Source organism: Bacillus salipaludis (genome assembly GCF_004358205.1).
Genome location: NZ_SMYO01000002.1, coordinates 123,261 through 136,649 on the forward strand (window position 1 = coordinate 123,261; position 13,389 = coordinate 136,649).

At 43.7% G+C, this 13,389-nt stretch carries 17 protein-coding genes; 12 read left to right on the forward strand and 5 right to left on the reverse strand.

What is annotated here, in order from left to right; translation table 11 throughout:
* Positions 1–98: 98 nt before the first annotated feature.
* Entirely contained in the window at positions 99–842 is a 744-nt protein-coding gene (locus E2K98_RS03330) for a Crp/Fnr family transcriptional regulator (RefSeq protein WP_133332874.1), read from the forward strand.
* A 144-nt stretch (positions 843–986) separates the two neighbouring features.
* Here the strand turns inward: E2K98_RS03330 and bshB2 are convergent, their stop codons facing one another.
* Both bshB2 and E2K98_RS03340 read right to left on the reverse strand, forming a co-directional pair.
* Positions 987–1,658, reverse strand: coding sequence for a bacillithiol biosynthesis deacetylase BshB2 (gene bshB2 / locus E2K98_RS03335; RefSeq protein WP_133332875.1), 672 nt, complete (start codon positions 1,656–1,658; stop codon positions 987–989).
* 158 nt (positions 1,659–1,816) lie between these two features.
* A complete protein-coding gene (locus E2K98_RS03340) occupies positions 1,817–2,164 on the reverse strand; it encodes a YojF family protein (RefSeq protein ID WP_133332876.1) in 348 nt (115 codons plus the stop codon).
* A 286-nt stretch (positions 2,165–2,450) separates the two neighbouring features.
* Between E2K98_RS03340 and mobA the strand changes: the two genes are divergently transcribed.
* From mobA to E2K98_RS03370, 6 genes are all read left to right on the forward strand, one after another.
* Positions 2,451–3,050, forward strand: a complete 600-nt coding sequence (gene mobA / locus E2K98_RS03345; protein WP_133332877.1) for a molybdenum cofactor guanylyltransferase — start codon at positions 2,451–2,453, stop codon at positions 3,048–3,050.
* Positions 3,051–3,125: 75 nt separating this feature from the next.
* Positions 3,126–3,590, forward strand: coding sequence for a molybdenum cofactor biosynthesis protein MoaE (locus E2K98_RS03350; RefSeq protein WP_133332878.1), 465 nt, complete (start codon positions 3,126–3,128; stop codon positions 3,588–3,590).
* On the forward strand, positions 3,583–3,816 hold the full coding sequence (gene moaD, locus E2K98_RS03355) for a molybdopterin converting factor subunit 1 (RefSeq protein ID WP_026572624.1): 234 nt from the start codon (positions 3,583–3,585) through the stop codon (positions 3,814–3,816). The genes E2K98_RS03350 and moaD overlap by 8 nt, the downstream gene beginning before the upstream one ends.
* A gap of 21 nt (positions 3,817–3,837) precedes the next feature.
* The gene (locus E2K98_RS03360) at positions 3,838–4,857 is read left to right on the forward strand and encodes a MoeB/ThiF family adenylyltransferase (protein WP_133332879.1); all 1,020 of its coding nucleotides are present in this window, start codon (positions 3,838–3,840) and stop codon (positions 4,855–4,857) included.
* Positions 4,858–4,975: 118 nt separating this feature from the next.
* Positions 4,976–5,284 (forward strand): YwdI family protein, encoded by a 309-nt coding sequence (locus E2K98_RS03365; RefSeq protein WP_133332880.1) that lies wholly within the window; start codon positions 4,976–4,978, stop codon positions 5,282–5,284.
* 288 nt (positions 5,285–5,572) lie between these two features.
* Positions 5,573–5,944 (forward strand): DUF423 domain-containing protein, encoded by a 372-nt coding sequence (locus E2K98_RS03370; RefSeq protein ID WP_133332881.1) that lies wholly within the window; start codon positions 5,573–5,575, stop codon positions 5,942–5,944.
* A 298-nt stretch (positions 5,945–6,242) separates the two neighbouring features.
* Here E2K98_RS03370 and gerQ read toward each other — a convergent pair whose 3' ends face one another.
* Both gerQ and hemQ read right to left on the reverse strand, forming a co-directional pair.
* The gene (gene gerQ / locus E2K98_RS03375; protein ID WP_133332882.1) at positions 6,243–6,707 is read right to left on the reverse strand and encodes a spore coat protein GerQ; all 465 of its coding nucleotides are present in this window, start codon (positions 6,705–6,707) and stop codon (positions 6,243–6,245) included.
* Positions 6,708–6,941: 234 nt separating this feature from the next.
* On the reverse strand, positions 6,942–7,685 hold the full coding sequence (hemQ, locus tag E2K98_RS03380) for a hydrogen peroxide-dependent heme synthase (RefSeq protein WP_133332883.1): 744 nt from the start codon (positions 7,683–7,685) through the stop codon (positions 6,942–6,944).
* A 244-nt stretch (positions 7,686–7,929) separates the two neighbouring features.
* Here hemQ and pta point away from each other — a divergent pair, with 244 nt between their 5' ends.
* Together pta and E2K98_RS03390 are read left to right on the forward strand one after the other, a co-directional pair.
* Positions 7,930–8,901: a phosphate acetyltransferase gene (gene pta, locus E2K98_RS03385; protein ID WP_133332884.1), complete on the forward strand. Its 972-nt coding sequence runs from the start codon at positions 7,930–7,932 to the stop codon at positions 8,899–8,901.
* Between the two features lie 166 nt (positions 8,902–9,067).
* A complete protein-coding gene (locus E2K98_RS03390) occupies positions 9,068–9,901 on the forward strand; it encodes a lipoate--protein ligase family protein (protein ID WP_133332885.1) in 834 nt (277 codons plus the stop codon).
* Between the two features lie 230 nt (positions 9,902–10,131).
* On the opposite strand, the gene E2K98_RS03395 is transcribed toward E2K98_RS03390, so the two are convergent.
* Positions 10,132–10,875, reverse strand: coding sequence for an RsfA family transcriptional regulator (locus E2K98_RS03395; RefSeq protein ID WP_133332886.1), 744 nt, complete (start codon positions 10,873–10,875; stop codon positions 10,132–10,134).
* Between the two features lie 289 nt (positions 10,876–11,164).
* On the opposite strand from E2K98_RS03395, the gene E2K98_RS03400 reads away from it, so the two are divergent.
* The 3 genes from E2K98_RS03400 to E2K98_RS03410 all read left to right on the forward strand — a co-directional run bounded on the left by E2K98_RS03400 (position 11,165) and on the right by E2K98_RS03410 (position 13,370).
* Entirely contained in the window at positions 11,165–11,386 is a 222-nt protein-coding gene (locus E2K98_RS03400) for a DUF1450 domain-containing protein (RefSeq protein ID WP_026572633.1), read from the forward strand.
* Positions 11,387–11,529: 143 nt separating this feature from the next.
* Positions 11,530–12,828: an HD domain-containing protein gene (locus E2K98_RS03405; protein ID WP_133332887.1), complete on the forward strand. Its 1,299-nt coding sequence runs from the start codon at positions 11,530–11,532 to the stop codon at positions 12,826–12,828.
* Positions 12,829–12,860: 32 nt separating this feature from the next.
* Positions 12,861–13,370, forward strand: a complete 510-nt coding sequence (locus tag E2K98_RS03410; RefSeq protein ID WP_133332888.1) for a YwgA family protein — start codon at positions 12,861–12,863, stop codon at positions 13,368–13,370.
* Positions 13,371–13,389: the final 19 nt, after the last annotated feature.

Genomic DNA, 13,389 nt, shown 5'->3' on the forward strand with positions numbered 1-13,389 from the left:
CATTAGTGAAACTTGTCACTTCTTTTAAAAAAGAAATTTTATACAATGGGGAGAAGAATGGTTTCTAAGTTTTCAAACATGAAAAGGTGGTGGGAAAAATGGATGGAAATGAATGTGTAAATGATCCACACTTAGTTGTCTTAAGGACCACAAAAACAGAGGATTTTTTACGAAAAATCGGTATTTTCCAAGACTTATCGCCGAGATCACTGAAGCTGGTCGAGAAACGGGTTCAAACCTTTTCGTTTAAAAAAGGGGAAAGGATCATGTCGGAGGATGATGTTGCACGGGGAGTTTATTTTGTTTATTCCGGTACTTTGAAGTTAACAAAGCAGGATGAAAATGGAAACGAAATCATTGTCTGCATCAAGCAAAAGGGGGATATGTTTGCGGAGGCGTGCTTATTTACGCAAAGAACACAATGCTATCCGGCAACGGCATCGATGCTTGAGGATGGGAAGATTCTCTTTTTGGATAAAAATGAGTTAGAAAGGGATTTGTACGACTATCCGGAGCTTTCGATCCAGATGATTCGTTATATGAGTGATTCGTTGCGGGAGATGACCGCTCAATTGCGCGATGTGGCCTTGCTCGATGTATACGCAAAAACAGTTAAGACCTTAGAGCGCTTGGGGAAAAAGTTTAATACCGGGCAAAACCGTTGGGATATTGAAATTCCGCTAACCGTTCAGGAGTTTGCCACGGTTGTCGGGACTTCAAGGGAAAGTGTTAGTCGTGTATTTTCAAAATTAAAGAAACAAGAAATGATTGATATGAAATCAAGGAAAATCGTGATCCTTGACTGGTGCCGGTTCTGTACTTTGCTGCATCCGGATTTATAAGGTGTGGTGGTTGCTTCGCAGATAAAAAGGTGATTCTCGCAGATAACAACAGCTTTTACACAGATAAATTGGTCCGGAACGCAGATAAATGTTCCTTTTTCGCAGATAATTTAAAAAAACTGCCCCCAATTGCTGGGGCAGTCTTTATTTTGCGAATTTATAAGTCCAAAATCGTTCATTGTTGATCCATGCCAGAACTTGCGGATCTTGATTTTTGAGTTTTTCGGTCATATCGCCCAGCATTTGCTCGGTTTGTGATCGGTGCGCGCGCATGGCGGCAAGTTTTTTATCGGCAACAGCGGAGATATTATTGATAATATCGGCTTCACCAAGCTCCTCTAAGCAATTATTGGAAAAGGCTACGCAGTGTAATTTTGGCCGTGCGGCAGCAGGGATTTTTTCGACAGCCCGAACGACGGCCGCACCGGTGGCCTCATGGTCGGGATGAACGGAATAGCCTGGATAGAACGTGATAATGAGCGATGGGTTCAACTCATCAATTAACGACGAAATAACATTTGTCAGCTTTTCTTCATCCTCGAACTCAACGGTTTTATCACGGAAGCCAAGCATCCGTAAATCCTGGATGCCAAGGGCGTTTGCTGCGTTTTTCAGCTCTTCTTTTCTGATTTTTGGCAGGTTTTCTCTGTTTGTGAAAAGGGGATTCCCCATGTTACGTCCCATTTCCCCTAATGTTAAACAAGCATAAGTGACAGGGGTTCCATTTTCGACATGGGTGGCAATAGTGCCGGATACCCCAAATGCTTCGTCATCTGGATGCGGAAAAACGACTAAGACTTGACGCTCTTTTTCCATTACGGTGTTTCTCCTTTCTGGAATATCAGAATTTATTTAATGTACTTTGAGAATGGTCCAGCGCAAGCGTCCAGACCCTGCCAATGAAGTCAAAGAACGACTTCACTGTCAGGACCTCCAGCACTTGTCTTAGGCTGAGCAAGGCGCTTCCGCATTTCTTATTCAAATGGAGTGGTGCTGATTTCTAAGGCAACGGCAAGTTTTCCTTTACTGTCGTGGCCGGCAAGCAACAGGCGGTTTTGTTCATCGATTTCAAAATGGGTGAGCCCTTCTGCATAGACCCAGCCAAGGTTGATTTTTAAGCCAATCCGATATGGGCCGTTTCCGGTGATTTTTCCTAGTTCATATTGAACAAGGGCATTGCGGATATAGGCACCAGCTGAAAAAAAGGATTGATCAAAGTGTGAGGCATAGGCACCATTTGTGGTTTCTAGGTGAAGATAGACATCTTTATGGGCATAGTGGTTGATTGCTTCCTGGACTTTGGCTACATCAATTGTTTCCATAACCTGAGGCTCCTTTCCCGATATTAAATGTATGATTTCTACTTTTCTATTGTAATTAATAATGTAACTATCATACTAAAATCAATTGAAAAAAGCGAAGGGAACGCTTAAAAAAGTGGTGTGGGCTGAGTATGAGTGTCAATGGTTGTTTGAAGTGCTTCGATTGTTGTTAAGCGGGTTGGAATTGTCATATAGAGCGCTGCAATTGTCAAAGAACCCTTTTTCTGCTGTTAAATAGGTAACAAGTGTATTAAAATGGGTAAAACAAATACTTATGGGGTGCATTATGAAGGCGGCATCAATTATTTTATCCGGCGGTAAATCAAGCCGGATGGGTACCAATAAAGCCCTTTTAAAAATAAACGAAAAAACCAACATCGAGCGGTTGGTGGAAGAACTGAAGAGGGTTTTTTCAGAAATCATCCTTGTGACCAATCATCCTGATGAATATCGGTTTTTAGGAGTAAAGATGGTTTCTGACCGATTTCCCGGGCTGGGACCGTTAGCCGGTCTTCATGCGGGGCTGCAAGAGTCGACACAGGAAGTGAATGTGGCCGTGGCCTGCGATATGCCGTTTGTTTCTGGCGAACTTGCTGAAAAAATTGCAGCAAAACTTGGCAGCTTTGATGCAGCCATCCCTGTCATTGACGGAAAGAAACAACCATTATTCGCAGCCTATCGCAGATGTATTTTACCAGTGGTAGAGGCAAGTCTTGAAAAAAGAAACCTCCGGATGACACAGCTTTTTGACGACCTTCAGGTTCTATATTTAACGGAAGAGGACCTTCCGGGATACAGCAAACCGAGACTTAAGCGTACTTTTTTCAATATGAACTACCCGGAGGAATACGAAAAAGCAAAAAACTGGGCAGATGGAGATAACTGACAATTAAGATTATTTGCCGAGGCTGGTCTAAAGCAATATAATAACGATAAAATGCCGTGCAAAAGGGGTGATAAATTGAACTATAAAATATCGAAGGAGCCGATTCAAATTCAGGCGGTGATCGATAAGGTGATCCAACGTGAAGCTGGGGCGATTACCACTTTTATCGGTACAGTCCGTGAATTAACAAAAGGCAAGAAAACCTTGTTTCTTATATATGAGGCCTATGAGGCGATGGCCGTGAAAAAATTAGAACAGATCGGTCAAGAGATTGAACAGCGCTGGGAAGGCTCAAAGGTAGCCATCACGCACCGCGTTGGCAAGCTGGATATTACCGATGTCGCGGTCGTCATCGCCGTTTCAACGCCGCACCGTGCTGACGCCTATGAGGCGAACCGCTATGCAATTGAACGAATTAAAGAGATCGTTCCTATTTGGAAAAAGGAACATTGGGCAGATGGAGAAGAGTGGATGGGAAATCAACTTGAAACCGTTGAATACCCGTCTGGAAAACCGGAGGAGGAAGACTTACATGAATAAGGTGCTGTTTTTTGCACATTTACGTGATGTTGTGGGGGAAGAATCATTAGCATTAAACGCGGCTGGTAAAACGGTCTCCGATTTGAAAATTGAACTGACCGCAATCTATAATTTGCCGAAAATGGAAACCGTGATGACGGCAATAAATGAAGAATTTGCATCAAATGATGAGGTCATCAGCGAAGGTGACGTTATTGCTTTTATCCCACCCGTTAGTGGCGGTTGATTTCTAGGAAGGGGTTTACAAATGAATGATCGTTATTCGCGGCAGATTCTCTTTCCAGGAATCGGACAAGATGGTCAGGAGAAGATTCGCCGTAAGCATGTGCTGATGGTTGGCGCCGGAGCTCTTGGTTCCGGGAACGCCGAAATCTTGGTGCGGGCTGGTGTCGGGAAACTGACCATCATTGACCGTGATTATGTCGAGTCTAGTAATCTTCAGCGTCAGCAGCTATATACAGAGGAGGATGTTGCGGCAAAGCTTCCGAAGGCGGCGGCGGCTGAAAAACGCTTAAAAGCGGTTAATTCGGATGTTGAAATTGTCTCTGTAATTGGCGAAGCAACCGCCGAATGGCTCGAAGAAACAGCCCGTGAGGTCGACCTTATCATCGATGCTACGGATAATTTTGAAATTCGCATGATTATCAATGATATTTCGCAAAAGTACAAGGTTCCATGGATTTATGGGGCCTGCGTTGGCAGCTTCGGAATGAGTTTTTCAATTCTTCCTGGAGAAACACCTTGTTTAAATTGCTTGCTGCGTACGATTCCACTCCAGGGGATGACGTGTGATACAGGCGGGATTATTTCACCAGCCGTGCAGATGGTGATTGCCCATCAAACGGCGGAGGCATTAAAGATCCTTGTCGAGGATTGGGCAGCTGTTAGATCGTCGTTTGTCAGCTTTGATTTGTGGCGGAATCAATACACCAGCATGAAAATGTCCAAGGCGAAATTTGCCGGTTGCTTGTCCTGCGGTGAGAGTCCGACCTATCCTTATTTGGATCAGGAAAATACCACGAAAACGACTGTGCTTTGCGGCAGGGATACGGTACAAATCCGTCCAGCAAGTCAAAGGGAGCTTTCACTTGAAAAATTGGCGGATCAGCTTCGTTCATTGGGATATACAGTAAAAGGGAATCCGTATTTGTTATCGGTTGAAATGGGGGAAGAGCGCATGGTGGTCTTTAAAGACGGCCGTGCCCTTATTCATGGAACAAAGGATTTGATGCACGCAAAATCCATCTATCAGCGGATTTTAGGATAGGAAGGGGAGACTGAACAATACAGTCTCTTTTTTATAGGATGCTAAAATCTGACATGTTTCACGTGGAACATTAAGGATTTTGTCGTAAGATGTTAGGAAATGAGAGGTGTTAGGATTTTTGAATATTTCTGTTCAAAAGCTATTAGAGAAAATGGAAGATGAGTTGCAGTCTGCCAAGCGAAGCGCCAAGGGTGAAAGCTTGCGGGAACGGGTTTACTCTATTAAAATATTATGCGAACTCATCCTCGAAGAAAAAGCGGATATGCCAGTACAGGCAGCTGTATCTAATCCTCCTGTTGTTCAACAGCCGATGGTGGTACAGCCTGCTTTTCAGCAACCTATGTTTCAACAACCGGCCGCGATTAATCAGCCAAAGAAACTGGATATGGGTGATGATGCGAACGGAGATTCACTGTTTGACTTTTAAATGTTTGGCTTTTGCATAAAGAGAAACTGTGTGAATAGTCATTGTTAATGTAACTATATTGATTGGAGCGGAAGGCACGAAGACTCCTCGAAAATGCTAACGCATTTTCTTCGTGCGTGGGCTGATTCAAGGAAGCAATTCAGTGTCCTGCGGAAGGACGGAGCAAGGGAGACCCCGCAGGCGCCAAAGCGCCGAGGAGGCTCCCAGGACCGCCCGCGAACCGCTTGTGCCTGGAGCGCAAATCATTAAGCAAATTTAACACAGAGGAAAGAAAAGAGGGAAAATAAGATGAAGGCTTTCATTATTGTAGGGGCAATTAATGCCTTTTTGGCGGTGGCGCTGGGGGCTTTTGGGGCTCACGGACTGAAGGATAAGCTAGATGCGCATTATTTAGAAATTTGGAAAACGGGCGTTACCTATCAAATGTTTCATGCAATTGGAATTTTGGTTGTCGGTCTTCTGCTTGCAAAGGTGGCGGACAGTTCATTATTTACTTGGTCCGGCTGGCTGATGCTGATTGGGATCATTTTCTTCAGTGGCAGCTTGTATGTGTTAAGTGTAACGAAGATTGGTATTTTAGGGGCGATTACACCGATTGGCGGCGTTTGCTTTTTAGCAGCGTGGATTCTAGTAATAGTCGGGGCTGTAAAACATTTATAAGAAACGGACATTGGGGCAAGCTCCAATGTCTTTTTGTGTGGAGAAGGCTAATACATAGTACTGTACTAGCAAGAAAAATCTACTGGTAACCTCTTTCAAGGGTTTACTAAGCATATTGATTGGAGCGAAAGGCGCGAGACTCCTGCGGGATTACGGGGCAGATGGGACCCCGCAGTCGCTTAAGCGCCGAGGAGGCTCACCGAACCCGCCCGCGAACCGCTTGTGCCTGGAGCGGAAATCAACCCAAGCCTTCTAAAAAAGAAAACACCAATTGAGGACCAATTGGTGTTGTTTAAGTTTATCTTGGCGGGTAGGTGCCTAGGTTCGGCCCACTTCCGAATGGGTATTCATATTCAATTTCCTCACTGAAGGTAATGTAGTCAACGGCTACCATTGGGATGAGGAAACGGGCGCCTGATTGTGGATCGCTAAGGATAACATGGTCCCGCCCTGCGGCCTCAATGATGCCTTTGAAGGTTTTGGCATTCCACTGGCTGTTGCCTTCGAAGGTGGCATACACGGTGACAAGTTTGCCCTTATTTAACCGTAAAATGTTTTCGATGTAGGATTGCTCAATCGGCAATTGGCCAGGCAAGCTTGTTCCTGGTCCACCAGGTGTGGGTGTTAATCCACCTCCAGTGCCAGCTGGCGGAAATGAGGTTACGCCAGTCTGCGGGAAGAACGCTTGCTGCTGCGGCTGTGCTCCCGGTTGTCCGGCTGCTCCTGTATAGGGCTGAAACCCTTGTGGATAGTATTGACTCATTATTTTCCCCTCCTAAATATGAATAACTCTAGGCTCAACATTCTATTCATACTCCACCCACCCCCATGTGGTACCAGTGGGGCAAGTGCAATTTTTATTGTCACCTCTCTTTACGAGATGGATAGAGTTTTTCTTAGACTCGCTGTTTTATAAGTATGTGGAGAGGAGAAAAAATATGACTTGCTTTGATTGATGAAAAATAAAAAAGTCCCCATGGCTGAGGACCTTTTTTGCTTAGACGTGAAAGAAGCCGGTTACGCGTTCTTCTTCAAGGATATTTCCGACGAAGAAGGTGCCGAATTCGCCATAGCGGGCACTGACTTCATCAAAGCGCATTTCATATATAAGCTTTTTAAATTGCAGGGCATCGTCCGCAAACAGGGTAACACCCCATTCGTAATCATCAAAACCAACGGATCCGGTAATGATTTGCTTCACTTTTCCAGCATATGTACGGCCAATCATTCCATGGCTGCGCATTAAATTTTTGCGCTCCTCCATCGGAAGCATGTACCAGTTATCATTGCCTTCGCGGCGCTTATCCATTGGATAGAAGCAAACATGCTTTGCTTTAGGCAATTTTGGATAAAGGCGAGCTACCATTTGCGGGTTCTGGTATGGATCTTCGCCCTGTGGCAAATAGTTGCTAAGCTCAACAACGGATACATAAGAATGTGCTGGAATCGTGAATTCAGCTAATTTTGTTTTGTTGAATTCGTTTTCAATTTCGTTCAACTCTTCCATACTTGGGCGCAGGATCATCATCATAAAATCAGCCTTTTGACCAACGATTGTATATAAGGCATGGCTGCCTTCATTGCGTTCTTGGGTGGTGTTCCACTTTTCAACTAGACTTAAAAACTCGTGGATGGCTGCTTGGCGTTCGTCGCTGGAGAGCATTTTCCAGGTTGTCCAATCAAATGTACGGAAATCATGTAGGCAATACCAGCCCTCAAGTGTTTGTGCTGCTTCACTCATTCATATCACTCCTTAATCAATTTTAACAATTTATACTATATCATAGTTTCACCAAGGGGCTTGGATAAAACACTTCATTTATAATAAAAGTGGTTAAATTTATAAAAAAGTGCAAATGCTAAAAATTAGATTGTTTTGAAAACAAAAACATTTATTTTGAAAACGTTCTCTATAAGGCTAGTCCTTGAATTTTCATTTTGGTTTTGTATGCTAAAAGAAGTAGGAGATAAAGGGAGGATTTATCGTGAGTGATTTATTTGAAGGTTTAAAGCAAAAGATTGCCGGCCGCGATCTGAAAATTGTGTTTCCTGAAGGGCTGGATGAGCGGATTATCCGGGCTTGCGGCCGCCTCGCAGCGGAAAAATTAATGACACCGATTTTGGTTGGCAATATTGAACAAGTTCAAGCGAAGGCGAAAGAGCTTGGGGTTTCATTGGATGCGGCGGAAATTTATGATCCTGCGACATATGCAGGAATGGATGAGCTTGTATCGGCGTTTGTGGACCGCCGTAAGGGTAAAGCTACTGAAGAAGATGCACGCAAGATCTTATTGGATGAAAACTACTTTGGCACGATGCTTGTGTATTTAAACAAAGCGAACGGACTTGTCAGCGGTGCGGCCCACTCTACGGCCGATACGGTGCGCCCTGCGCTGCAAATTATTAAAACAAAGGAAGGCGTTCAAAAGACGTCAGGCGTGTTTATTATGGTTCGCGGTGATGAGAAATATGTGTTTGCGGATTGCGCGATCAATATTGCCCCTGACAGCCAGGATTTAGCGGAGATTGCGATTGAAAGTGCGAAAACAGCGGCAATGTTTGACATTGACCCTCGGGTAGCGATGTTGAGTTTTTCGACGAAGGGTTCAGCAAAGTCTGAAGAGACTGAACGAGTAGTTGCTGCAGTTGAGGAAGCAAAGCGCCGTGAGCCATCGCTTGTTTTGGATGGTGAGTTCCAGTTTGATGCAGCCTTTGTACCGTCTGTGGCAAAAAGTAAGGCTCCGGGTTCTGTGTTGCAAGGGGATGCGAATGTATTTATTTTCCCAAGTCTTGAAGCAGGAAATATCGGTTATAAAATTGCGCAGCGCTTAGGAGGTTTTGAGGCAGTTGGGCCGATTTTACAAGGCTTGAATCAGCCGGTAAATGATTTGTCCCGCGGCTGTAATGAAGAAGATGTCTATAAGCTTGCACTGATTACAGCGGGGCAAGGATTATAATAGATTGTGTGAGCTGGTCTCCATTAGGGGGGCCGGCTTTTTTACGGCTTAAATGGGAAATTGTTGGTATAGTTCTTAAAAGTGTCGATATCGTTCCTGGATGGCTAATCCACCGCATCATTTGATATACTAAATAAAGATTTTTGATTAAAAAGGAGTGACGTTGATGGAAAATACACTCCATTTACTGCACCAGCCGCAGTGGCGGGTCATCGATCAGTCAGCTGCAGGTGTTCATTTCAATGCTTTGCAGTCATTTGGCACAGATGACACCCTTTGTGCCTCAGTTGGAACCGGTAATGCACCGGCAACCGCCCGAACATGGGTCCATCATAATACTGTTGTCCTCGGAATCCAGGATACAAGGCTGCCTTTTTTGGAACAAGGCAGACAATATCTCGAGCAGGAGGGTTTTAAATCCATTGTCCGAAACTCCGGCGGCTTGGCAGTCGTTCTTGATGAAGGAGTTCTGAATATTTCTCTCATTCTTCCAGAAACAGAAAAAGGGATTGATATTAACCGCGGTTATGATACGATGTGGCATCTGATTCAGCAGATGTTTGCGGATTTCCCCGATCATCATATTGATGCGAGGGAAATCGTTGGTTCCTATTGTCCCGGAAGCTATGACCTTAGCATCGGCGGAAAGAAGTTTGCCGGCATTTCCCAGCGCAGATTAAAAAAAGGTGTTGCGGTGCAAATCTACCTATGTGTTAACGGAAGCGGCAGTAAACGGGCCAGGCTGATTAAACAATTTTACGAGATTGCCCTGGGGAGTGAGGAGACGAAATTTGCTTATCCAAAAATTGTCCCGGAAGTCATGGCCTCTCTATCAGAACTGCTAGATCAAAATTTTACGATTTCTGATGTGATGCTTCGGCTGTTAAACGAGTTAAAGCGGAACAGTGACTTTTTGTATGCCGGTCAGTTAAATGACTATGAGCTTGAGCTCTTCCCCAGTTACTATCAACGGGTCATCGATCGAAATGAAAAAATGTAAAAAGCCGTAAACCATGAGTTGGATTTACGGCTTCTTTTATAACGAGAATGTTGCACTTTTCTCCCTTTGCTTTTCTAATGTCTAGCTCAAGCGTCCTGCCCCTCGAGGGAAAAAACGAACTGCTTTTTTCCTAGGTCGCTTCGGCCCTGCTGATGAAGTCAAAGAATGACTTCACCGTCTGGTCCTCCATGGCTTGCCTTAGGCTGACCAAGGCGCTTCCGCTTTTCGTTCTACTCAGCTACCTTTTCTAGGTTGCCATTACGGTCCATTTTGAATTTTGTAGCTGGGCGTTCTTCTTCTTCAAAAAGAACGAGCTTTCTGGCGCGGTTCATAATTTTCATTAAGGTTTCATAATCTTCTTGAATGGTTTCGGTATTTTGCTCTAAACCTTCAATTTTCTTTGACATTTCATCGTTTTGGCGCTTCAATTCAGCGATTTCACGCTTTAATCTTTCATTCTCACTTTTTAGTGCTTCATTTTGAAGATTGGAATGATTAAAGTTTTGCAAGAAATCAATGACATGATCAATGGAAATTCCTGACGCTGATACTGGTGCGCTGCGGTAGGTTGTTTGTACCGTCGGCAAGGCAAACGTCTCTTCCGCCATTTCCATGGTTAATTCCGGTAATTCCGGAAGTTCATATGACTCTGCTGCCTCAACTGGAACCTCCATGGTCACGAGCTCCTCTACTACCGGTGGATTGTAGAGCAGTTTTTTCTTGCCGCCCTGGTCTTTACCTAAAATCCGCTGGCGCTGTTTGCGTTGTTTTTTCGATAATTGCAGGGCCTTTTCATAACGGTGGCGTACAACGGCATTCCATCTGAAACCACAGGCCGCAGAAGTCCGATTTAGTTTATCGCCAACCTCTTCGAATGCGTTCAGCTGGGTACTGCCTTCCCTTACATGACGAAGGACCGTTTCGGCCAAAAGTAGATCATTTTCATCTGTCCATGCATCTTGACGAACTTTCATTTTTTCAACTCCCTTAAATATTTAGTACGATTAACTCGCTTGTGACGAGTTTTTAAAAGTTCTAGTCTTAGGATGGACAAGTTTCCCATGCTTTATACCAAATTGTTGCAAGGATAGTAGATTTTTTTAGAGTTTACTAAGGAGATGCACCTTGCATTCAAAAACAAGAAACTGTAAAATACCAATGGAGTTACATGTCGATTTTTTTAATAAAAGTCTGATTTTCACTGCTAATAGTTGGTTAAAATAATATAAAGCTTTTGTTTAAAATGGAAAGAGGTTGTAAAAAATGTCCAATGAATTTCGTGTTTGCGATGATTGCCAGGCCGTAAATTTAAAGACATTAATCCCTCGTTTGAAAGAGATTGACCCGGATGCCGAGGTTAAGATTGGCTGCCAATCTTATTGCGGACCAGGCCGGAAAAAGACCTTTGCGTTCGTGAACAACCGCCCGCTTGCGGCCTTATCGGAAGAGGAATTAATGGAAAAGATAAATAAAAAACTAAAATAAAATCACCTTTGACAACGTACCTGGGTGATTTTTCTTTTTGGTTGAGATTGTCGAAAAATACTGGGGGATTTTGCTGAAATTTGGGTGATTATCCCATAAATTGGGGCTATAATAGAAAGAAGAAAAGAGGAAGAGGGAATCAAATGGCTTATTCGACGGAAAAACTGAGTGAAGAAAAAGTGTTTAAAGACCCGGTTCATCGCTACATCCATGTCCGTGACCGTGTGATATGGGATTTAGTCGGAACAAAGGAATTTCAGCGCCTGCGTCGAATTAAACAGCTAGGAACGACCTTTTTAACCTTTCACGGTGCAGAGCACAGCCGTTTCAATCATTCTCTCGGAGTTTATGAGATTGTCCGCCGCATCATTGATGATGTGTTTGCCGGACGTCCGGAATGGAACGACGAGGACCGCTTGCTCACGCTTTGTGCCGCACTCCTCCATGACTTAGGGCATGGCCCTTTTTCCCATTCCTTTGAAAAAGTGTTCGACTTCGACCATGAAGATTTTACCCGAGCGATTATTTTAGGAGATACAGAGGTAAATAAAGTGCTATCAAAGGCAGGAAAAGATTTTCCTGAAAAAGTAGCCGAAGTAATTGCGAAGACCTCTGAAAAAAAGCTGGTTGTTAGTTTAATATCCAGCCAGATTGATGCCGACCGGATGGATTACCTGCAAAGGGATGCCTATTTTACCGGGGTGAGCTACGGTCAATTTGATATGGAACGGATTTTGCGCGTGATGCGGCCAAGGGAAGACCAGGTCGTAATTAAAAAGAGCGGGATGCATGCGGTAGAGGATTATATTATGAGCCGCTATCAAATGTATTGGCAGGTCTATTTTCATCCTGTTTCCCGGAGCGCCGAGGTTCTTTTATCAAAAATCCTCCACCGCGCAAAGGATTTATTTGAGAGAAACTATACCTTTAAAAATAAGCCTGTTCATTTTTATTCGTTTTTTAATAATCAAGCCAAATTAGAAGACTATTTAAAATTGGATGAGGCTGTGATTTTATATTATTTTCAGATCTGGCAGGAGGAAGAGGATGCGATTTTAAGGGACCTTTGCAGCCGCTTTGTTAACCGAAATCTGTTTAAATATGCCGAATTTGATCCGGCGAAGGAATACAAAAAGCTGGCGCAGCTGACGAAGCTGTTTATCCAGGCCGATTTGGATCCGGAGTACTATTTGGTGGTCGACTCGTCGTCTGATTTGCCTTATGACTTTTATCGCCCAGGCGAAGAAGGGGAGCGCCTTCCCATCCATCTATTGATGAAAAACGAGGAACTGCGCGAGCTTTCTAGAGAGTCGGAGATTGTTGATGCCATCTCTGGAAAAAGAAGAACAGACCACAAGCTCTATTATCCTGCTGATTTTCTTTTTGATGACACTGAAAATAAAGAGATAAAACAACAAATACGTGCCCTTTTAGAAATATAGAACGATTGAGATTCGGAGTAGGAGATGTGAAGATGTTAAAAGATCACGCCAAGCTGATGCAGGCCGTTCTGGTATCCGGTGAAATTATCGGAAGAAAAAAGCTGCAAAAGATGATTTATATTGCAAAAAAAGTGTCTTTCCCATTCCATGAAAAGTTTCAATTTCATTTTTACGGCCCTTATTCGGAGGAACTGACTTTACGAGTAGAAGAATTGTGTAATATGGGATTTTTGAACGAGGTAAAGGAGAAAAAGGGAGGGTACTTCCAGTATCGCTATACGTTAACGGAAAACGGCCGCGAGTTCCTCAGCTTAAATGAAGTAGAGATGCCTTATTTGCAAGATTGCCTCGAGGATATGAACGATCAAAATGCTAGATTTTTGGAGCTTGTCTCAACGGTTTTATATTTTGATAATCTTCCAAAGGAAGAGGTTGCGAATAAAGTTTTTACGTTAAAAAGCAAGCAGCGCTATACGGAAGCGGAAATTGATGAGGCATATCAATATATTGAAACATTAAAAGAAAAAGCTAAGACCCATTGATGATGGTCTTAGCTTTTTT